This is a genomic window from Mesorhizobium sp. B2-5-11 (assembly GCF_006440835.1).
In the GTDB taxonomy this organism is placed as follows: Bacteria; Pseudomonadota; Alphaproteobacteria; order Rhizobiales; family Rhizobiaceae; genus Mesorhizobium.
On sequence record NZ_VFUK01000010.1, the window covers coordinates 46,338 to 67,374 of the forward strand.

At 62.3% G+C, this 21,037-nt stretch carries 14 protein-coding genes and 7 pseudogenes; 4 read left to right on the forward strand and 17 right to left on the reverse strand.

Annotated elements, in window-relative coordinates; all coding sequences use genetic code 11:
- Window positions 1–91: 91 nt before the first annotated feature.
- Window positions 92–1,207: a response regulator gene (locus tag FJ490_RS33665; RefSeq protein WP_064994194.1), complete on the reverse strand. Its 1,116-nt coding sequence runs from the start codon at window positions 1,205–1,207 to the stop codon at window positions 92–94.
- A gap of 155 nt (window positions 1,208–1,362) precedes the next feature.
- On the opposite strand from FJ490_RS33665, the gene FJ490_RS25885 reads away from it, so the two are divergent.
- Entirely contained in the window at window positions 1,363–1,671 is a 309-nt protein-coding gene (locus tag FJ490_RS25885) for a hypothetical protein (protein WP_064994193.1), read from the forward strand.
- 936 nt (window positions 1,672–2,607) lie between these two features.
- Here FJ490_RS25885 and FJ490_RS25890 read toward each other — a convergent pair.
- From FJ490_RS25890 to FJ490_RS33310, 10 genes and pseudogenes are all read right to left on the reverse strand, one after another.
- Window positions 2,608–3,216 (reverse strand): annotated as a pseudogene (locus FJ490_RS25890) (alpha-hydroxy-acid oxidizing protein); the annotation flags it as partial.
- Window positions 3,216–3,425: pseudogene (locus FJ490_RS25895) on the reverse strand (hypothetical protein); the annotation flags it as partial. The pseudogenes FJ490_RS25890 and FJ490_RS25895, both read right to left, overlap by 1 nt.
- Window positions 3,422–4,972: a hypothetical protein gene (locus tag FJ490_RS25900; RefSeq protein WP_064994192.1), complete on the reverse strand. Its 1,551-nt coding sequence runs from the start codon at window positions 4,970–4,972 to the stop codon at window positions 3,422–3,424. The pseudogene FJ490_RS25895 and the gene FJ490_RS25900, both read right to left, overlap by 4 nt.
- Before the next feature lie 297 nt (window positions 4,973–5,269).
- The gene (locus FJ490_RS25905) at window positions 5,270–6,268 is read right to left on the reverse strand and encodes a polyprenyl synthetase family protein (protein WP_064994191.1); all 999 of its coding nucleotides are present in this window, start codon (window positions 6,266–6,268) and stop codon (window positions 5,270–5,272) included.
- Between the two features lie 151 nt (window positions 6,269–6,419).
- Entirely contained in the window at window positions 6,420–7,763 is a 1,344-nt protein-coding gene (locus tag FJ490_RS25910; protein ID WP_064994225.1) for a cytochrome P450, read from the reverse strand.
- Window positions 7,764–7,771: 8 nt separating this feature from the next.
- Window positions 7,772–7,897: a hypothetical protein gene (locus FJ490_RS33585; RefSeq protein ID WP_263483495.1), complete on the reverse strand. Its 126-nt coding sequence runs from the start codon at window positions 7,895–7,897 to the stop codon at window positions 7,772–7,774.
- Window positions 7,894–8,283: an SDR family NAD(P)-dependent oxidoreductase gene (locus FJ490_RS32845; protein WP_176479560.1), complete on the reverse strand. Its 390-nt coding sequence runs from the start codon at window positions 8,281–8,283 to the stop codon at window positions 7,894–7,896. The genes FJ490_RS33585 and FJ490_RS32845 overlap by 4 nt, the downstream gene beginning before the upstream one ends.
- 87 nt (window positions 8,284–8,370) lie before the next feature.
- Window positions 8,371–8,676: pseudogene (locus tag FJ490_RS32850) on the reverse strand (ferredoxin).
- A gap of 1 nt (window position 8,677) precedes the next feature.
- A pseudogene (locus FJ490_RS25920) lies at window positions 8,678–9,970 on the reverse strand (cytochrome P450).
- Between the two features lie 5 nt (window positions 9,971–9,975).
- A complete protein-coding gene (locus FJ490_RS33310) occupies window positions 9,976–10,155 on the reverse strand; it encodes a hypothetical protein (RefSeq protein ID WP_224684594.1) in 180 nt (59 codons plus the stop codon).
- 792 nt (window positions 10,156–10,947) lie between these two features.
- Between FJ490_RS33310 and FJ490_RS25930 the strand changes: the two genes are divergently transcribed.
- Together FJ490_RS25930 and FJ490_RS25935 are read left to right on the forward strand one after the other, a co-directional pair.
- Entirely contained in the window at window positions 10,948–11,160 is a 213-nt protein-coding gene (locus tag FJ490_RS25930; protein WP_008874821.1) for a cold-shock protein, read from the forward strand.
- A 265-nt stretch (window positions 11,161–11,425) separates the two neighbouring features.
- The gene (locus FJ490_RS25935; protein ID WP_140698304.1) at window positions 11,426–11,875 is read left to right on the forward strand and encodes a prephenate dehydratase domain-containing protein; all 450 of its coding nucleotides are present in this window, start codon (window positions 11,426–11,428) and stop codon (window positions 11,873–11,875) included.
- A gap of 831 nt (window positions 11,876–12,706) precedes the next feature.
- Here FJ490_RS25935 and hemN read toward each other — a convergent pair.
- A complete protein-coding gene (gene hemN / locus FJ490_RS25940) occupies window positions 12,707–14,062 on the reverse strand; it encodes an oxygen-independent coproporphyrinogen III oxidase (protein ID WP_064994188.1) in 1,356 nt (451 codons plus the stop codon).
- A 200-nt stretch (window positions 14,063–14,262) separates the two neighbouring features.
- The gene (locus tag FJ490_RS25945) at window positions 14,263–14,730 is read right to left on the reverse strand and encodes a MucR family transcriptional regulator (protein ID WP_064994187.1); all 468 of its coding nucleotides are present in this window, start codon (window positions 14,728–14,730) and stop codon (window positions 14,263–14,265) included.
- 551 nt (window positions 14,731–15,281) lie between these two features.
- Between FJ490_RS25945 and FJ490_RS25950 the strand changes: the two are divergent.
- Window positions 15,282–16,283, forward strand: a pseudogene (locus FJ490_RS25950) (cytochrome-c peroxidase).
- A gap of 224 nt (window positions 16,284–16,507) precedes the next feature.
- On the opposite strand, the gene tdh reads toward FJ490_RS25950, so the two are convergent.
- The 4 genes and pseudogenes from tdh to metK all read right to left on the reverse strand — a co-directional run bounded on the left by tdh (window position 16,508) and on the right by metK (window position 20,993).
- Complete coding sequence (tdh, locus tag FJ490_RS25955) at window positions 16,508–17,542, reverse strand: L-threonine 3-dehydrogenase (protein WP_086081359.1); 1,035 nt, start codon at window positions 17,540–17,542, stop codon at window positions 16,508–16,510.
- A gap of 651 nt (window positions 17,543–18,193) precedes the next feature.
- A pseudogene (locus FJ490_RS25960) lies at window positions 18,194–18,640 on the reverse strand (5-methyltetrahydropteroyltriglutamate--homocysteine S-methyltransferase); the annotation flags it as partial.
- 74 nt (window positions 18,641–18,714) lie between these two features.
- Window positions 18,715–19,707, reverse strand: a complete 993-nt coding sequence (locus FJ490_RS25965; RefSeq protein WP_086081358.1) for an adenosine kinase — start codon at window positions 19,705–19,707, stop codon at window positions 18,715–18,717.
- A 109-nt stretch (window positions 19,708–19,816) separates the two neighbouring features.
- A pseudogene (gene metK, locus FJ490_RS25970) lies at window positions 19,817–20,993 on the reverse strand (methionine adenosyltransferase).
- Window positions 20,994–21,037: the final 44 nt, after the last annotated feature.

A 21,037-nucleotide genomic window follows, 5' to 3' on the forward strand; every position in this document is an offset into this window, starting at 1 on the left:
GGGTTTGGTTACCGCCCCTGTTTGACATTCCCGTTGCCCAGCAGCGTACAATGCTTCCTACGCCCAACCTGGTCGCTGCAGCAAACCAGGGTCATCGAGGGATTCGAATAATCGCCTCAAAACCATCCCCGCGACCCGTGGCAGGCGAGGCAAGTTCAAGGCTGCCACCGACCTTCTTGATAACATAATTAGCGACGGGTAGACCCTGGCCTGGGACAGTTGCCCGAGTCGCCAGACGCACAAAACGCTCTGTTATCTCGTCAAGGTCTGGGAGGGGCACCACCGGTCCTGCGTTTACAATGGCGATGGTTCCATCAGCTCTGACGGAAACTGTCGTCGGGATATCGGGCAGTCCATGTGTGAGTGCGTTGTCGATGAGGCATCGAAGCACGACGGGAATTCTAACGGCGTGGTCTGCTTTGCACTCCCAGGCGGGGCAGCCGTCGACGTCAAGGATTAGCCGTCCGGCAAACCACGGCTTTTTCAAGAAGTCATCAACGACTGACCGAACCTTTTGGACAAGATCGACAGGGTCTCCGAGGCCGTTCCGTGATTCTTCCACGAAACTGTACCCCAAGCCACGCAGTGTCGCTATTCGGTCCCTGCCGATCTTCTTGCGGAGCCGGCTAACATAAACCTCCACGGTATTGCTCTCACTTTCCGAACCTAAGGAAAGGAGTTCTTCCTCGATCTTCCTCTTCAAAACTACCGCTCCGGGTCGGGATAGAACGCAGTCGAGAATCGCCCATTCGCGTGCAGTCAGGTTGACCGGCTGCCCGTCGAGGGCGACGCGCCGCTCAGCCGCGTTTATGGACAGCGCCCCGACAGAATATGGCTTCGGGAAGTTCCCGTGACTACGCGCCACGGCATGAATGCGCGCGGAAAGTTCGCGGGGATCGAACGGCTTGACCAAGTAGTCGGCGGCACCAGCATTGAGCCCCTCGATGCGGTCCTCGACCGTATGGCGAGCTGTCACGATGATGACGGGTGTCGAATCACGCCCCTTCCTCATCTCCCGCAAGTAGTCCAGGCCGTTACCGTCTGGCAGGTTAATATCGAGCAGAACAAGCCCGTAGGGAATCCCACTTGCGTGATACCGCGCTTCGGACAGGTCCTTGGCCCATTCAACCGCGTGGCCATCAGCTATCATATGTTCTCGTACAGCGCTGCCAAAGTCCTCGCTGTCTTCAATGAGCAAAATTCGCATGCCGAGCTCCAATAATTGGGCAGGGTTCGTGCCCTATTGACGGAACCTGACAATAGGCTGAACGCCGTAGCGCAAATGTTCCGGCGGCTTTCAGGCTGCCGTCAGGTGCGCGTGCCAGAAGGGCGGTGATTATAACAACCGATTAGAGGCAAGTTATGAACGTCATCTTGATCACGGCACTTTCTCTTTATGCGACCATCGTCGGTGCTGCACCGGCCGCCGGGAACTTAGAGGTTGGGATCGCCGAATGGCAACCGCGCCAAGCCGTACTGACCAAGCCTGAAGCGGAGCAAAGGCACCTCCGTTTGATTAGAGGGAAGACGGCGGGTCAGATGGCGTCGAGTCGATGGGCAACCGTCGAAACGCACTTCGACCGCGTAGCTTCGCGCGTGTGGGTGGTGCCGGCGCAGGGGGCTAAGGATAAAGCGATGCGTCACCTACAATGTCTGGAAGCCCTGTCTTAGGATTGTTCCACTGTAGCCTCGAGATTGGCCTAGTGGTGTTATTCTTCGTGGATGAAATATGATCAGCACGAGCGAACTGCCAATGCCCGCTGCGGCCCTCATCATCGAAATCCCGCCTTATTCATGCGCCCGCGATGCCAAGGATGCACTGTCATATCCTGAGTGCAGGATCTTCAAGTCCTGAGTGCATGACCAAGCGTAAATCGCGCTACCTGGCCACAATCCGTCGGGAGCATGGAAGAGGATCTTGCTAACCTAGACAGCACTCGTGGCCATCACCGGCTGGCAGCATCCGAAGGGGGCGAGGGGGCCCGTGTCTGCTTGCAAATCCGTCGGCTCAGATCGCGCTTTTTTATCGGCGGCGGGCTCGGAAGGGTCAGTACAACGAGAACTTCGTTCGAGCCATCACCATTCAATGTCTGAATGCGCCGCCCACGCGTGCGTCGCTTGACAGGAAACCGTCGTCAGAATGCGGCCAAAGCAAACGTCCAAAATTCGCAATTGCATTGGAAGGAGCGTTGTTCCGGCCTGCCTTCTCTTGGGTCCCATCGCGTTGGCCCTAGGACTGCTGCTGCTGCTAACTGCCTAGGAAAGGGACAATGAATGCTCGCCCGCTGCTTCAGGATTTTCGTCGCCGAGTGTTCGCGTTCCCAATCATGCTTCCGCGTCGCTCGCCACTTCGCAGCGGAAAAAGCTCTTGCCGGAGCCAATCTCCGTTCGGGCAGGTGGCAGTGTGCGCCGCCACCGCTGAATGAACCGACAGGGCAGGGCGGCGAAGATTACCCGGCTCCTTCCTGCGACGCGGCGGCTTCCTGCCGTCTCTTAAGTTGGATGTGCACGTATTCGCGCTTCATTGACCATAAGCCGGATCGGGCTGGCGTAGGTATTTCAGCGGCCTTCTAGGTGCCCCGCCGCCACGTGCGGACGACGCCCGCATCAACCGGCGGGCAGATGCGCCGAGGGCAACAAGCGCGCCTGACGTAATGCCGCCAGATCGGCCGAGCCGGTGCAGAAACAGGCGACGGCCAACTGGCGGATGACGATCTCGAAATGCGCGACAACCGCCTCGGTGGACACCGTCGCCGCGCGCAGCACGCCGGCCGCCTGCCCAGCGATGTCCGCGCCCAGGCGAATGGCCTTGGCCACGTCGACGCCGTCGCGGATTCCGCCCGACGCGATCAGCTTCACCGCCGGCAGCGCCCGACGTACCGCCTGCACGCTGGCCGGGGTCGGAATCCCCCAATCGGCGAAGGCCAGCGCCACTGCACGGTCGGCGGCATCGCGGGCGCGCTCGCCCTCCACCGCGGCCCAACAGGTGCCGCCGGCGCCGGCGACATCGATCACCGCCACGCCCGCCTCGACGAGCACACAGGCCACCGAGGCGGACAGGCCCGACCCCACTTCCTTGGCCACGATCGGCACGCCCACGCAACGCGCGGCGCGAGCGATCTGCGCCAGGACGCCGCGCCAGTCGCTGTCGCCCTCCGGCTGTACCGCTTCCTGCAGCGGATTGAGATGGACGATGAGTCCATCGGCCTCCAGCGCAGCGCCAGTTCGCGATAGAACGTCACGATCAGCATTTCGTCCTGCGGATCGCGGCCGGTGCGGGCGCTGGTCTCACGCAGGCTCGGGTGGATGCGCTGCAGGATGTACTGGCCGCCCCTGACCGCTTCCATCGCATGCTCGTCGGCGAACCCGGTCAGGGAACGCCCCCACTCCAGCACCTGCTGCAACGCCCGTTCGGTCTGGATCATGGCGACGCTCCTGCTCCCCCGGCCAGGACGCGCCGCCCCCAATGAAGCGCCAGCCACAACCCGGCGAGTTCGGCCACGCGCACGACCCGGATGGGGCAATACAGTTCCTTGCCGATCCACAGCGGCGTCTGCGGTAAGGCATGCGCCGCATGGCGGGCGAGCATCCACTCCAGCGCACGCCCCACCGCCTGCGCGATGCGCCGGCGCTCTGTCGGCTCTTCGCTCCCGTCCATCACGTGCAACGCGAACAGCGCATAGGCGGTTTCCTCGAATGTGGACGCGCGACCGGCGCCCCAGCCGCCGTCGTCACGCTGCGCCTGCAGCAGCGCCGCTAGCGCGCGCTCGTCGCGCCACTGGGGCTTGCCTTGCGCCAGCGCAGCGACCGCATGCGCGGTGGGATACAGCCACGAAACGTGCCATTTTTCGTTGTCCCATAGACCGTGTGGGTTGCGATTGGCCTCGACGTAGGCGCCGGTGCCGGCGTCGGGCTTTCCCAATAGTCGCAATGCATGCAGGGCATGTATGTTGGTCGACACTGAGGCATTGCGCTCGCCGGGAAAGGTGACGAACAGCTCGCCGATTTCGAAATGGCGCAACGCATCGACCGCCGGGTCGCGGCCTGCAAGGCGCAGGACGCACAACGCAACGGCGGTGTCGTCCGCATCGGCCGCGAAGTGCAAGGCCGGGCCCAGACCGCGCACGCCCAGGCGGGCGTCGAGCTGCGCGACGATCACGCGCATCGCCTCGGCGAGCGCGGGATGCGCGAACAGCCCGGCCAGATGCAGGGTGTACAGCGACCAGCATGGCTCAAACACATTGATCGGCCAGACGCTGGGAACGACACCTTCGATGCAGCTGCGCGTCGCCCGCGATGCCGCCTGCAGATACGCGTCGGCGCACCCGACCTGCGGCCTGCTCCCTTGTGTCACGGCGTGCGCACGCCACGCGGCGGTGGCCGCCGGACTGATGCCGATGCTGCCGTCTTCATCCGGGCATGCGGTGGTCGGCGACGTCCCCCAGGCTTCCCAGGAGTGCAGCAATGGATGGCCGCTCGGCAACGTCGCCACCGCCCCCAGCTTGACCAGGCAGGCTTGCCGCAACGGCAACAGCGCCGGGTGGCGCGGAAACGCCATGCTGCCCAGCAAGGATGCGGCCTCGCCGCACAACTGCGGCAGGATCAGCTCCGCGCCGATCGGCGCGTCTTCCGGCACCGCATGCGCGTAGGGATCGGGTTGGCGTTCGAGGAACCGGGTTGCAGCCTGGACTGCGTCGGCAGCGCCGGGAAGAGGGTCAGCGCGCTGCAATGCCAGCAACGCCGCCCACGTGGGCGCATGGCGAAACAGCGGGAAGTCCGCGCTTCCCCATCCGCCATCGGCCTGTTGCTGCGCGATCAGCCAGGCGTATGCGTCCTGCCGACCGGTGACGTTGCCGTGGAACTGCAGCGCTCGCGCCGTGTCGTAGACGGACGGACCGACGCTGCCGCCGTCGCTCATCTCGCTCAGCAAGTGGCGCAATTCGGAAAGGATCTGTTCGGACAGCGCGTTCACGCGGGATGTTCCTTCTGCAGAAGGTTGACGAGAACCAAGATCGGGCAGACGCCGCGCACGTCGCCGCAGGCCCGTCGCGGCCAGGCGCGTGGGCAGCGCCGGACGGCCGCCCTGCTCCGGCGCGGCGACGCGCGGCTGGCGTCGGTTCGCCCAATAGGCTAGCGCCGCGCGCCGCGTGACACGGCCGTGCTGGGCAACCGCTGCGATCGGCGCCGCGGACTCGGACAGAGTGCAGCATCCACCGCTGTCGCCGGCCGATCGCGCGGCACAGGGGCGACTCCATGCGGACGGGGCGCCTCATGCGCATGGCGCGTGCTTTAACAGATACGCGGTGGCCCGCTGCAGCATCTGCGCCAACGGTTCCGCACGCGGCCCCAGCGGGGCGATGGCCTCCCCGGCGTCGCGCAACAGATCCAGCGCAAACTGGCGCGCTGCTTGCAGCCCCATGATCGACGCGCAGGTCGGCTTCTGCGCCGCAGCGTCCTTGCCGGGTGTCTTGCCCAGCGTCGCGGCATCCGCTGTCGCGTCGAGAATGTCGTCAACCACCTGCAGCGCCAGGCCGAAACAGGCGCTGTAGCGATCGAGCGCACTGTACAGCGCGGCGTGCGCGGCATCCTCCGTGATGGCGCATAGCGCGCCCATGCGAACGGACGCGCGCACCAGCGCTCCGCTCTTCATCCGGTGCATCGCCACGATCCTGTCCAGCTCGACATGCTTTCCGACCAGCGACAGATCCTTGGCCTGCCCGCCTGCGGCACCCTCGGCGGACACCGCCTGTGCCAGTTCGTGCACGAGCGCGATACGGTTGTCGCCCGGCGCATCCAGGCTCGCCAGGGTGAGGAAGGCGTGCGCCTGCAGCGCATCGCCGACCAGGATCGCAGTGGCTTCGCCGAACTTGACGTGCACAGTCGGAAGGCCGCGGCGAAGCACGTCGTTGTCCATCGCGGGCAGGTCGTCGTGGACCAGGGTACAGGCGTGGATCATCTCGATGGCGGCGCCGACGTCCTCGAGCACGTGCGCCGGCGTATCGGCCAGTGCGCCGGCAGCCAGACAGAGCAAGGCGCGCGTGCGCTTCCCGCCATGCAAGGTGGCGTAGCGCATCGCCGCCATCAGCTCGGTCTCGCCATCGTCTTCGGCGCACAGAAGACGCGCCAGCGCCTGTTCGACCCCCTTTGCGCCGTCCTGCATCCAGATCTCCGGCAGCAGCCTGCCGGATGCGCCGCGCGCCTGCGCGCCCAATCCCCCGATCGCGGAAACGCCAGTTCGGTCGTCATGTGGCTTGGAACCGGCTTGCATGTTGTTCATGTCCTTGTGCCTGACAGGAGACGGCCTCGGAGAGCGGCGACCGCCGCGCTGTTGCCGGCGTCGCACCGAGCGCGCGCGCCGAGTGCAGCAATGCTGCGCGTCGCTCGCCGCTGCCTCGCCACACGGGGCATGCGATGCCAGCTCATGAGAATCCGATGCGGATTTTCATGGACGGATTTGCGGTCGGGTAATAGCGCCGGCCTTTTTCGACGTCGCTCAGCAACCGCGGCCGCACCCCGGCCTTGTGCATGGTCAGGGCCAAGGCGATGCAGAACTGCACTAGTTCCAGCCATACCAGGTGGTAGCCGATGCAGACGTGTGGGCCGGTACCGAACTGCAGCATGTCCACCGGCCGGATCGGGTCCGTGCGTTGCAGCCATCGCGCCAGGCGGAACTGATCAGGCGCCTCGTGCAGCAGCGCCGAGGTCGAGAAATGCAGCAGCGGGATGCACAGATGGGTACCCGCGGGAATGCGCCATTGGCCGAGTTGCAATTCCTGCAGCGCTTGACGCGGCAGGAGCGTGACCGCCGGATGCAGGCGCAGCGTCTCGCGGAACAGCGCCTCGGCGACCGGACACTGCGCTAGGTCCGCGTGCCGGGTCGGCACCGCGCCCACGCGTTGCGCCTCTTCGACCAGGGCGTCCCACAGCACAGGCTGCCGCGCCAGCTCGATCACCATCCAGGCCATCGTCGAGGCGGTGGTCTCGTGACCGCCAAGCAGCAGCAAGCGGATATTGGCGACCAGGACGTCATCGGAGAGCGCATCGTCGCTGCGATCGAAGGCGCTCACCATGTCCTTGATCAACCCGGTGCGCGCGGCATGCGCGCGCGCGTCGCGGATGAACTGGCGCAACTGCGCGTCGATCCAGTCGCGGGCGGCGCGGCCGCGCCGCAAGGGCAGTCCGGGCAGGTCGATCGGGGGCGCGACGATCAACTGCACCAGGTGCCGGTACTTGCGATGCCATCCCGGCAGGTCCTGCGCGGGGACTCCCATGAGGCGGAAGATGAGCTTTAGCATCAGGTCGCCGGTTTCACGCAGGATGGCTACGTCGCCGCGGTCGCGCCACGCCTGCACACGCGCCCGGATGACGGGCTCGAACAGGTCGCCGATGCCGGCCTGGGTCAGCCCCTTGGGCAGGAACGCCGGCTTGATCGCATCGCGCGCCTGCCGGTGCGCGCCGCCGTCCTGGGCGACCATCGTTCCACCAAGCAATTCGGGCGCGATCCCTTCGATCAGCGCCGAGGACACGTCCTTGTGCCGAAGCAGTGCGAACGCGTCCGGATCCATGCAGGTCATCAGGTGTCCGGCAGGGCCGAAATCCAGCCAGAAGTAGCTGCCCAGCGTCCGTTCCGCGCGCCGCAGCAGGCGCGGCAGGTCGCAGATGATGGCGGGAAGATGCCCGACCAGGGGGAAAGCGCCGGGCACGACCGGGATGTCGTGCCGCAGCCGGTGGCGACGGTTCAGCGGGTTGAGCAGCATGTTCATCAGCTCCATCAGCAGCGCGGCGCCGCGGCCGCTTCGACGGTGTCGCCGGCAGGCCGCGCGGCGCGGCTGTTGCCACCGTCGGCGTACGTCCGCACATGCGCCAGCATGGCGTGCGAGGCCGACAGCATGTTCATCGCCGCCTTCGACGCGGGGTAGGACGTCTGGGCGGTGTCACCGCTGAGCCCTGGCACGACGACATGTTGACGATCGCGCCACCGCCGCGGGCGATCAGCCGTCGGATGGCCTGCCGGCAGCAGAGCAGCGTGCCGCGCAGATTGGTCGCCATGGTCTGATCCAGACCGCCAGATCCAGGTCGAGCATCGCGCGCTCGCGCGGGGTCAGATGCATAGCTCGCGTTGTTCACGCAGCCGACCTCACCGAAATGCCGCTCCGCCGTCTGGAACAGCGCTGCCACCGCCTGCGCATCGGCGATGTCCATGGCCAGGGCCAGCGCGTGGCCCGCTTCGGCCGTGATCTGCGCGGTGCAGGCGATGGTCGCCGAGCCATCAATGTCGGCCACCACCACTCTGCCGCCCTCGGCGCGATGGCGAGGGCGCATGCCTTGCCGATGCCGGCGCTGGCGCCGGTCACCACGGCCACCTTGCCTTCAAACCGTCCCATCGTGTCCTTCTGGATTGTTGGTCTTTCGCGGCATGCCGCTCGGGTTCCGCCGAGAAGGCGCAGCGTCGGCGCTGGCGCGCTCGTCATCGCCAGCGTCGCTTTCGATGACCCGAATGGCGGCGACCGGGCACTGGCTGGCCGCGAGCCGCACGGCGACGTGCAACGCCTGCGGGACCGTCGCCACGCACACTTCAGCCACGCCGTCCGGTTCGCGCTGGCGAAAGGTGCCCGGCAGCGTAAGCACGCACTGCCCGGTGGTTCCGCACAGATCCTGGTCGACCACGACGCGCATCTCAGCCCCCTGCCTGCGCATTCAGCCGCACCGGCAGCGCGAGGAACGTCCTAAGGAACGCGGAGGGCTCCCGGGTCGGCTGCTCGGCCAATGCCAGCGTGGGGAAGCGCGCCTGGATCCGCGGCAGGCTCTCGGCCAACTGCATCCGGGCCAGTTGCGCACCGGGGCAGAAGTGGATGCCGTGGCCGAAGCTGAGCATGATCTTCCCGTCGGTCGACATGCCCGGATTGGTGCCGTAGAACCGCACGGCATCGAAGCGGTCGGGATCGGCGAAGGCGTCCGGGTCGCGATTGCCGGCCGCGATCAGCACGCGAACGTCCGCGTTCTTCGGGATCACCACGCCGCCCAGTTCGATGTCGCGCTGGGCGATACGCGGAGTGGCGCTGAACAGGACGGGCGCGTCGCGGCGCAGGACTTCTTCGACGAATGCCTTCACCTCCACGGCGTCTCCCTGCAGCCAATGCCGCTGTTCGGGATAAGCCAGCATCGCCAGGACCGCGTGGTCGATGGCCGCAGCAGTGGTGGTGAAGCCGCCCAGCAGCATGCCCCACAGCATGCTGATCAACTCTGCATCCGATAGCGTGTCGGCATCGTCGTCGTGTGCGCCGACCAGCATCGACACGATGTCATGGCGGGGATCGGTGCGCTTGCGCTGTATGAGGTCGCCGAAGTAGGCCTGCACCCTGGCGCTGCCTGCGTCCGCCGCGGCGAGCTGGGGATCGCTGGCGTGCGGGCTCAGGCCTTCCACAATGGCGCCGATGCCGGCGGCGAGCCCGAACATGTCGTCCTGGGGCAGGCCGAACAGTTCGGCGAAGACCAGCATGGGCAAGGCCAGCGCGAATTCCCGATGCAGATCCACCGCCTCCCCGCGCTCCAGCGCGGGCGCCATGCCGTCCAGGCGCGCTGCGACGATGCGCGCGATGCTCGGCCGCAGGTTGTCGATCTGGCGCATGGTGAAATCGCGAGAGATCAGCCGGCGCAGACGCGTATGCGTCGGTGGGTCCTTCATCGCTATCGTGGACGCCATTAGATTGAGGGACAGGCTGGTCGCCGCACGCGGGAAATAGCGCGCCAGTTCGCCAGGCGCCGGTCCCCGAAATGCATCGCCCGTGGCCGTGAGCGCCCAGTAAATGTCGGCGTGGCGGCTCAACAGAAAGAGGCCCGAGGCCGCGCGATGCACCGGATCGTGCTCGCGCTACCACCGCATAAACGGATACGGGTCGTGGATGCACGCTGGCGACGCCAGTTCGGCGAAGGCGTCCCGGCATGCTGTCTTGGTTTCTTGCACGTCCATCTTAGTTACCTCTTGGCTGGCTGATCTGACCGGCGCGCGCCAGGGTGGTAGGCAGTATAGTCATAGGAGGTGAAGGCGTCGTGCGAGCCACCGATCTCGGCCACCGCGCGGTCAAACTCGCCGGCGACGTGATTGGCCGTCGCCTTGATGTCATCGGTAGCCGCCAGAACCGGAGCGGTGCTCACGAAGGCCAGCGCGGTCGCAAAAAGAGCCAGACTGAAGGTTTGCTGACGGCGTCTCTTGGTGACCGGCCGATGGGCAAGTTTTGAGGCAAAGTGAGTTGTCCCTTATGTTGAGGGTGCTGCGTGCTCGTCCCTTTAGTGGGAGATAGTGGAGCGGTGGGTAGCCCCGAGCCAGATGAGGCATCAACATGTTTCGAGGCCTGACACGAGCGTCATCTTTGAGCTAATCTGGGAAACGTGAGACGGTATTTTTTTGGGGATCATTGGATGACTCTCCTCGGCTCGTGACGTGTTTGCGATGACTGCGCACGAACCGTGCCAAATGAGAAAACCCCGTTTCGGCGATGTGATTGTCGGACTCAGCTATGTGACGTATCCGACATTGTCGGACATCTTACACCGCCCGAAATGGGAAGCCCTCGCCGCTTAAAAAGGTGGCTAGGTGAGCTACCCTTCGGAGATGTCCAATATCGTGGCGTTAGCGCGCGCCTGTAGTTGCTGGTCGTCCGCGTACTCCTGCCCACATCGGCCGATCGCTGGTCCCCTAACACGACTCCAAACAGCGATAGACGCGGTCTGGAATTTACCGGAGCGTTGCAGGACTTGTTTTGCCATTCGGAACGCCAGCGCGGGGAGACGCTTCCGCGAGAGGCGGTCATGATGGAGCTTGCGAGCCGATTTGCGATTTGACCGGGGCTTTTGCTATTTTCGCTTTTGCTGCCCCTAAAATCTCAGATATGAAGCGGACCTGGCCTATGGCCTGCCTACATTGAATGGTTACAAAGGAATACGACTATGGCGACTGGAACGGTGAAGTGGTTCAACAGCACCAAGGGATTCGGTTTTATCCAGCCTGACAACGGAGGTCAGGACGTTTTCGTTCACATTTCCGCTGTCGAACGAGCGGGCCTTTCGACCCTTAATGAGGGCCAGAAGATCAACTACGAGGTCGAACAGGACCGCCGTACCGGCAAGTCCTCCGCAGGCAGTCTCAGCAAAGCTGGCTGATCTTTTTCTGCCTCTGCCCGGCAAGAGCCGGGCAGAAGTGCCACTGACCGCGCCATAGGAGCGGGCAAGAAACGGATCTCCCGCTGACCGGGCGGCGGTTTGCGGGAAGCTGCCAAGTTCTACTGAAATAAGATGTTTGCAAGTGAGGAGGGGCGGGTCCCAGCCCTCTTATTTTTTCTGCTGTAGATTCTCACGTAGCAGATGCCGACGGCGACCGCGCGCATCAGAACGAATCTGGACAACGAGACCAAGCTGCGAGCTTCTTGTGGGTCCGCTCGCTTCCACCGATCAATGCTATATTTTCGGTCATGAACCCGTGCGTGTGATTTTCATGAATGAGGGCTCTGACGCATTATCGATCGAGCGTGCCGAGGAAATGAACCAGCAATTCAGCCAGCCTCCAGCGGTCGACACCTCCGCGATCAAGCGGGTAGGGTACATTGGCCCTGAGGGGACCTGGACACATCAAGCCTCGCTAGACCTCTTTGGCGACCAAGTTGAACTCGTTCCGTTCAACGACGGATTGTTCGAAGCATATGAGAATGGCTGCGTCGACGTTGCATGCGTTCCAGCTACGACCTCTCTGGTCGGAACCACTCTCTACCTCGACCAAGTCCTGCGCTTGAGGTCTCCCAGGGTCATCGCCGAGTACCCGAAGGTCTTGAGCTATAGCCTGATGGCCAGCAAGGATGCGAGTTTCTCGATGAGTCACTAAGGTGCTTGGCCACGCCGTAGCCTTGCAGGAGGTGGCCGGGTCGCTCGACGAGAACATGCCCAATGTCGAGCGAGAGAGCCGTAAGGGAGCGACATCTTTAGTCGCTAAGCCTCGCCCTCGACAGCGGCATTTGGTCCTGCGCTTGGTGCCAAGCTGTACAATCTGCAGATATTGCGAACAGGAATTGAAGAAGGGCTGCATAACGTTAAGCGGTGGTGGGTGCTCGGGGGCAGGACCCCTGCGCCGACAGGATTTGACCGGACGACACTTCACCTCCGCGTTTCAGAGCAATCTCAGTTGTGTCCTGAACATGTTCTCGAAGGATAATTTAGCCGTTCTCAATGTCTATGAGCGTCCGACATGCGAGCGGCTGGACACCCATAAATATGTCATCGATGTCGCTGGCCATGTTTTGACGCACCCGGCGCTGGCTGCGTTGGCGGATATTGATGGCTTTAGAATTCTCGGGTCCTCCCACGTTGCTATTAGCTAAGGCTAGGGTAGTTTCTGCCCATAACTCCAAAACTGTTGATCCTCATCACTGATGAGAAGACACGACCGTGCCGCGCGTCCACGAGATCATCGCGCCGACGATCTTGTCGTTTTCGCTCAGTTTTCTTGCCTGCGAAAGTAGTATTCATAAGCACAAGACGTCGACCGGCCGGGCATCTCGCAAAACAAGTCACCATCGATGACTGTGTCGCGTTATCGGCGACACGCTCGTCCATTCGGGACCGTCAAACACTTCAATCCGCGCAGGGGGCGCCGTGACCGGGGCCTGCGGCGGTTTTAGGAGCTTGCCGTTCGGCACGAGCTTATCGCTTTGGCACCTCACGCTGATTGGCTGTGCTGTGGAACAACCCGGTCGAGAAAAGCATCGAATGCGGCAGCAACAGCGCGAACTACGAAACGATGCTCCTGCCGCACCCGGATGAAACCGTTTTCAATGTCCACTATCCCATCCTCAGCCAGCTTCGCCAAGCGTTCAGCAGCCGAATCGAGAAGGCGAGTTGGATCGAATCCAAAGGCCGCACAAATTGCCGGCACATCGGCCCGCAAATCGCACATCAGCCGCTCTATGATCACGGCTCGCACGCGGTCGTCGTCTGTGAGCCGGTAGCCTTTTGACGTCGCCAAACGGCCAGCTGCTATGTGCCGGCTGTAGGACTCACGTGTTACCTCGTTCTGGACGTAACCCTCGCCGACCCGCCCGATAGCCGACGCGCCGAAACCGATCAGGGTTTTGCAGGTGTCGGCCGAGTAACCCAGCGAGTTACGCCGTAGCCGACCACTGGTCTGCGCCAGCGTAAGTTCGTCGTCCGGCAAGGCGAAATGGTCGAGGCCGATCTCTTGGTAGCCGGCGGCGACCAGCGTCTCGGCCACGGCCGCAGCCTGTTCGGCGCGGGCGACGCTGTCCGGCAGCGCAGTCGTCTCGATCAGGCGCTGATTCTTTATCACCGATGGAATGTGCGCGTAGCCGAACACCGCAAGCCGGTTGGGGCGCATGGCGACAGTTGCCGCCGCAGTCTGGACGCAGGACTCTACTGTCTGATTCGGAAGACCGAAAATGAGATCGACGTTGATGCCGCTTACCCCATGCCGGCGCAGCTCTTCGACGGCAGCGGCCGTCTGCGCCTCGCTCTGGACGCGGTTTATCGCTTTTTGAACAATCGGATCAAAGCTCTGCACTCCGAGACTCGCGCGGCTCACATTGGCTGCTCCCATTGCTTCGGCAATCTCGGCCGTGAAGGTGCGCGGGTCAATTTCGACGGCGATTGTCGCGGACTCCCTGAACGCGAAGCGGCGGCGCAGGAGTTGGATCATGGCCAAGAACTCCGCTGCTCCGATCAGGGTCGGGGTTCCACCGCCGAAATGCACGTCGTTCACGACGAGCCCCTGCTGCACTTGCTGCCAGACCAAACGGATCTCGTCACGCAGAACGGCCAGATAATCGAGGATCGGACCCTGATTGCGGGCAATCGTGGTTGGGAAGCCGCAATACCAGCAAATCGATCGGCAGAACGGAATGTGGAGATAGAGAGACACCGGATCGTCAGCCGGCAGACCTCTTAGCCATTCCTGATAGCTTTCGGGCCTGACGGTGGCGGTGAACTCCGGCACAGTCGGATAGATGGTGTACCAAGGCAGGAGAGCCTCGCGATATTCTTTCAGGATAGAGGTCTGCAACAGTTTCCGTCCCAAGCTGAAAAGTTGGTCCTTTTACCGCCGCGGTCTCCTGTGTCCCTGCGCTATGTCAATTCCATTCCGCTTCGCGCGTGTAATCACGCCCTGCAAGGAAAAGGCGGGATTTGATCCCGCCTTTCTATGTTTCGCTCGCATCATGCCGATCGAGCTGCCAGCCCCTCAACGGGTCTGGATTGAGGAAGTCACGCTGGTACCTTCTTTCTAGACCGCTTCTCGGGCGCCGAGACTTCAGGCTCTTTCGGTTTGCGCCCAAGTCCCATTGTCTTGGCCAGGGCAGAGCGCGCAGCCGCATAGTTCGGCGCGACCATGGGATAGTCCGCCGGCAGACCCCATTTGGCGCGATATTCATCGGGTGTCAGCCCGTAATGGGTCGACAGATGGCGCTTTAGCGATTTGAATTTCTTGCCGTCCTCAAGGGAAATAATGTAGTCCGGCGTCACCGATTTTCTGATCGGGACGGCCGGCGTCAACGCCGTCGGCTCTTGTGCGGAGACGCGACCGGCCGCCGTGCGTTTCAAAGCTTCGTGCACTTGGCCGATCAGGGCAGGCAACTCCCCCACCGGGACGGGATTGTTGGAAACATAGGCTGAGACAACATCCGCGGTAAGGTCGATGAGGTTGTTGGCGTTTTCGAAGTCTTCTTCTGGCATGAAACTCTCCAGTGGATTGGTCTGCGGAGCGTGGCCTTCTAGTGATGATTTCCGACGAACGCAACAAATCTCGCGACAGGATTGTTCGGTGCTCGTCCAACATCGAGGTCTATAGCGCCAGTTACAAGCTGTCGCGACGCTGATCTCCTCGGAAATCGCCGTCCATAAGCGCCCGGTATCCGCCGTTCAGTCGCGATCTTGTCGGTTGAGTTGCGAGAGGACGACGCAGAAAAATTGTAAGCACCAAGAGCCGTGCACCTGGAAGACCTTGCGCGTACGAAACAGGTCGGCGTTGCGCCAGCGTGGGGCGACAGGCAACAGAACCGACCAAGCCCTCAGCGAACAAATAGCGATTGCGCGCCCGCCACTGTTGGTATCGGGGGCCGTCGGGGATAAATCGCAGTCACTATTTTCGCCGCTCGATCATCTTGGTCGACAGGCACCATTCCCTTGATCCACGGATCTAGCGCAGGGCGTTCGCAGGCCGCATGTGGAGAATGGTTTCCGTGCACATAGTCGGACTCTATCTATGAAAATTCTATTGCCTGGCGGTGGCTGTTGCGCTTGTGGCGGCCACAGCTTTGCTGAGCAGTCCCTTCCGCCAGACCTCAGGGAAACGGCACTGGCCATCTTCAAGCCCTTGCCATCCATACTGGCAGTCACCAACAACCCAAGCACACCGGAGAAGGTTGCCCTCGGCAAGGCGCTGTACTTCGATCCACGCCTCTCGTCCCCAGGCGTTTTCTCCTGCACTTCGTGCCACAACCTGGCCACCGGGGCGACGACAATCGTGAAACTTCGATTGGCCATGGTTGGCAGAAGGGGCAGCGCGACGCGCCGACGGTGTTTAACTCTGTCTTCAACAAATCACATTTTTGGGACGGTCGCGCCGAAGACCTGAAAGCTCAGGCCAAAGGGCCGATACAGGCCGGTGTCGAAATGGCCAACACACCGCATCGAGTGGTCGAGACGTTCAAATCGATGCCGCAATATGTGGAGTTGTTCCAATCTGCTTTCCCGGAGCAAGCCGATCCCATCACCCTCGAAAACGTGGCCATTGCACTCGCAGCCTACGAGGCGACACTGGTCGCGCCGGCCCCCTTCGACGCCTACCTCAATGGCGATGACACCCCCATTGATCCCGAAGCGAAACAGGGCTTGGCCCTTTTTATGGAAAAGGACTGCTCCTCCTGCCATTCCGGTGGGGAAGGCTATTATCCATTCGGCCTCGTAGAGTAGCCTGGCGCCGACATCCTGCCGGAGAACGACAAGGGACGATTTGCCGTCACCAATGTACCAGATGATCCTATGTTTTCCGCGTGCCATCGCTGCGCAACGTAGCAATCACCGCGGTATACTTTCATTCGGACAAGGTCTGGGACCTGAGCGAGGCGGTCGCCATCATGGGCACCACCCAGCTTGGCCAAGAGCTAGCGCAAATCGAAATCGATCGGATCGGTGCCTACCTTCATTCGGTGACCGGAAAGCGACCGGAGATCACAAATCCCGTCTTGCCAACTGAAACGCCCACAACACCTCGACCTCGATCCTAGGCATTGCGAAACAGGTGATCGCGTCGGAGCCAGTGAGCGTTCCTTGACCCATCTGGCGAATTGCCACAGGCGCTGCCGTCCGATTGGGCCGTGATAGGTCGCGGCGCGATTGAGCGTCGCACGTTGATGGCAGGAGCCATGGTTTTGCACCAGCCATGCTCCCGCTCTTGGAGATCTTCGGCAGGCCAGGGCGCTGTCCGTCAGCATTAGGCCGGCCAATCGCCTCACCAGTCCATCACCACCTTGCCCGAACTACCGCTGCGCATCGCATCGAAGCCGGCCTGAAAATCGTCGATTCCGATGCGGTGGGTGATCAGGCCGGAAACATCCAGCGGGCCCTGCACAAGCGCGATCATCTTGTACCAGGTCTCGAACATCTCGCGGCCGTAGATGCCCTTGAGATGCAGCATCTTGAAGATGACCTTGTTCCAGTCGATCTCGAAGCCGGTCGGCGCGATGCCCAGAATGGCGATCTTGCCACCATTGTTCATGGTGTCGATCATGTCGCGGAAGGCGGGGGCTGCGCCCGACATTTCGAGGCCGACATCAAAACCCTCGGTCATGCCGAGTGCCGGCATGACATCGCGCAGCTTTTCCTTCGAAGCATCCACGACATGCTGGACGCCGAGTTTTTTGGCAAGCGCCAGCCGCACCGGATTGATGTCGGTGATGACCACTTTTCGCGCGCCGACGCATTGGGCGACGAGCGCGCCCATGATGCCGATCGGCCCGGCGCCGGTGACCAGCACGTCCTCGCCGACCAGATCGAATGACAAAGCGGTGTGAACGGCATTGCCCAGCGGATCGAAGATCGCGGCGATCTCGTAGGGCACATCATCGGGGATCGGCACGACATTGTGCTGCGGGATCGCCAGATACTCGCCGAAGGCACCCGGCCGGTTGACGCCGACGCCGAGCGTATTGCGGCAGAGATGCCCTCGCCCGGCACGGCAGTTGCGACAATGACCGCAGACGGTGTGGCCTTCGCCCGACACGCGCTGGCCGAGCTTGTATTCGGTGACCGCCGCGCCGAAATCGGCGACGGTGCCGACGAATTCATGGCCGGTAACCATCGGCACCGGCACCGTCTTTTGCGCCCACTGGTCCCAATTGTAGATATGCACGTCTGTGCCGCAGATCGCCGTCTTTTTGATCTTGATCAGCACGTCGTTGGGGCCGATCTCCGGCACCGGCACCTCTTCCATCCAGATGCCCGGTTCGGCCTTGGCTTTCACCAGCGCCTTCATCATGTTCGACATCAGATGCTCCTTACACCTTGGTTTGATTCCACTCTCGCCTCTCCTCTGGTAGCCGCACAACGGAAAGGTGGGGTTCGGAGAGCACAGCTGAGATTTCTGGACCGATGGGTATGTCGAGGCTGCCATGGTGTCGAAGCAACACTCCACCGCGAGCGGCGCGTGAAGATCCAGTTCCAGCGAACCTCAGCGGAAACCGAGCAAGCGCCGCGCCAGATGCAGCGAAGTTTCAATTCAAACGATGAGGAATGAGAGTAGCTTGCGGCTCGGGCTATGTTGTCGATGTCCGCCACATGCGGCGCAATCACTCTACACGATGCTCTCGATGGTCGATCTCACCGCGATATCTCAATAGTGCGGACGCACAGGCGGCATCCGCAAACGTGCCCCTCGGTGAAGTGTCTGCTGACCGCTGGCTGTGTCAGAGCCAGAAGCTCATGGACGAAGCCGCCTTCTCCCACCTCGTGCTCTAGATCATCCGTCCTCTGACCAGAAGCGGCTTCCCAGATAGCCCCGCCGCTCAGTCGTCCAGCGGGCCTTCGGCTGGACGACAATGCCGAGCCCCCCTCGTGTCTACCGACCTGCGCGCGGCTTCTCGATGGCGTCCTTTCTGCCTCAAATTATCCGCGAAGCCCGCTGGTCACATATTTGCCGTCACAGGGACCCAGCGGCCTGCGCCTGGGCCTTCTCCCGCAGCGCCCCTGCTGCAGCGACCATGTTGATGAGGGCAGGGCGGATCTCCTCCCATTTCCTTGTTTTGAGACCACAGTCCGGATTGACCCACAGTTGGCTATCCGACAGTCGCTCGCGGGCAAGTTGGGCGAGATGCAAAATCTCGCCGACTTCTGGGACACGTGGTGAGTGAATGTCGTAGACGCCAGGACCGATTTCGTTCGGATATTAGGACTTCGTGAAGGCGTCTAGCAGTTCCATTTTGGAGCGCGACGTCTCGATCGAGATGACGTCCGCGTCCAGTTCAGCGATAGAATCGATGATCATTGAACTCCGAGTAGCACATATGCTGTGAATTTGGGTCGCGTCCTCCACGCCGGTAGAAGCGAGGCCGAAGCATTCGACAGCCCAGCCGAGATAATGTTTCCATAGGTACAGCCGATCTCCCCCCTTGAGGGTCCCTTGAGGGGGAGATGCCCGGCAGCACCTTGCCGATATGCCCCCTACAACAACCCCGCCTGCTCAGCCTCGCGGCACAGATTCTGCCGAGGCCTGGGGCCGATCTGCTGGATCACCAAGCCGGCCGCCAGTGAGCCAAGGTCGCCGCAGGTCTGCAGGTCGCGGCCTTGCGTGTAGCCATGCAGGAAGCCGGCGGCATAGAGATCGCCGGCGCCCGTCGTGTCGACCAGTTCCTTGATGGCGGTCGCCTTGATCACCACCGTCTCGTCGCCGCGCACGATCACGGAGCCTTTTTCCGAGCGGGTCACGGCGGCGATCTGGCAATCCTTGCGGATCTGCGCCAGCGCCTCGTCGAACGAGGATGTCTGGTAGAGCGATTTGATCTCGTGGCTGTTGGCAAAGACGATGTCGACCGTGCCCGAACGCATCAGCTCGAGGAATTCGTCGCGGTAGCGGTCGACGCAGAACGAATCCGACAGCGTCATCGACACTTCGCGGCCTGCCGCGTGCGCCAGCTTCGCCGTCTGGCGGATCGCTTCCTTGGCGCGCGGCGGGTCCCACAGATAGCCTTCGAAATAGGTGACCTTGGCGCCAGAAGCCTTATCGGCCTCGACATCCTCCGGCCCAAGCTCGACGCAGGCGCCGAGATAGGTGTTCATCGAACGCTCGCCGTCAGGGGTGACGAAGATCATCGACCGCGCCGTCGGCGGCTCGCCCTTGAGCGGCGTGGTGTCGAAGGCGACGCCCTGTGCATGGATGTCGTGCGCGTAGATTTCGCCCAGCGCATCGTTGGAGACCTTGCCGAAGAAGGCGGCGCGGCCGCCAAAGCTGGCGACGCCGGCCGCCGTGTTGCCGGCGCTGCCGCCGGAGGCTTCGATCGCCGGGCCCATGCGGCTGTAGAGCAGTTCGGCGCGGTGGGTGTCGATGAGGTTCATCGCGCCCTTGATGATGCCGTTGGTCTCCAGGAATTCCTCGTCGCACTGGGCAATGATGTCGACAATGGCATTGCCGATGCAAAGCACGTCATAATCCGGCATCAAAATCTCCGCCAAAAACCCGAGCCGGCTTCTTGCCACGCCGGCCCGGGGTGTTTCTTTCGAGTGTGGAATGGGTCGTCCTTTGCCGAAAGGATCCAATACCGACGCATCAAGCAGCTGCGGGTCCTGCCTCACGCGACAGGTCGTCAGCTCTGTCCGTCTTTTCCCAGGTGAACTCCGGCTCTTCGCGGCCGAAGTGTCCGTATGTCGCGGTCTTGCGGTAAATCGGCCGTAAGAGATCCAGCGCCTTGATGATGCCTTTCGGCCGGAGATCGAAAAGCTCAAGGACGGCGCGTTCGATCCGTTTTTCATCAATCTTTGCGATTCCGAATGTATTGATGAGGACTGAGACCGGTGCGGCCACACCGATCGCGTAAGCAAGCTGAACCTCGCACACCTCCGCAAGTCCGCTGGCAACGACGTTTTTTGCGACGTACCGCGCGGCATAGGCGGCCGACCGATCAACCTTGGACGGGTCCTTGCCCGAAAAGGCACCGCCGCCGTGACGCCCCATGCCGCCGTAGGAATCGACGATGATCTTGCGGCCGGTAAGCCCGCAATCGCCTCGCGGCCCGCCGACCACGAACCGGCCGGTTGGATTGACCAGGAACCTTATTCCCGTCGTATCCAGGTCATGGGGCAAGACCGGCCTTATGATCTCCTCAATGACGCCTTCGCGGACGGTGGCCTGTGAGACCTCATCATCATGCTGCGTCGACAGGACTATGGTATCGAGCGCTACCGGTCGCAAACCTTCATAGCGGACGGACACCTGAGATTTAACGTCCGGGCGGAGCCAGCCAAGGCGTCCAGTTTGGCGCACCTCTGCCTGTTTTTTCGTCAAATCGTGAGCAAGTTGGATTGGCAAAGGCATTAATGTTTCGGTCTCGTTGCATGCGTACCCGAACATGAGGCCCTGATCTCCCGCTCCCTGCTCGAGATCCTGCCCTCGTCCCTCGTCGACCCCCTGGCTGATGTCAGGCGACTGCTCGGTCAGGGCCAAGATCACCGCGCAACGACGGCCCGTCAAAGCCGATCGCATCGTCGTCATATCCAATGTCCAAAATGATATCGCGGGCAACTTGGCTGTAGTCGATCTGCGCGTGGCTGGTGATCTCGCCAGCCAGAACGACCATCCCTGACTTCACCAACGCTTCACAAGCAACGCGAGCCTGAGGATCCTTGCGAAGAATCGCATCGAGGACGCCATCTGAGATATTGTCGGCCATCTTGTCGGGATGTCCCGCGCCGACGGATTCGGAGGAGAACACGAATTGTCTGGTCATGGAATATCCTCGCTTCAAACGTTGGAATTAAATGTGACAGCTGA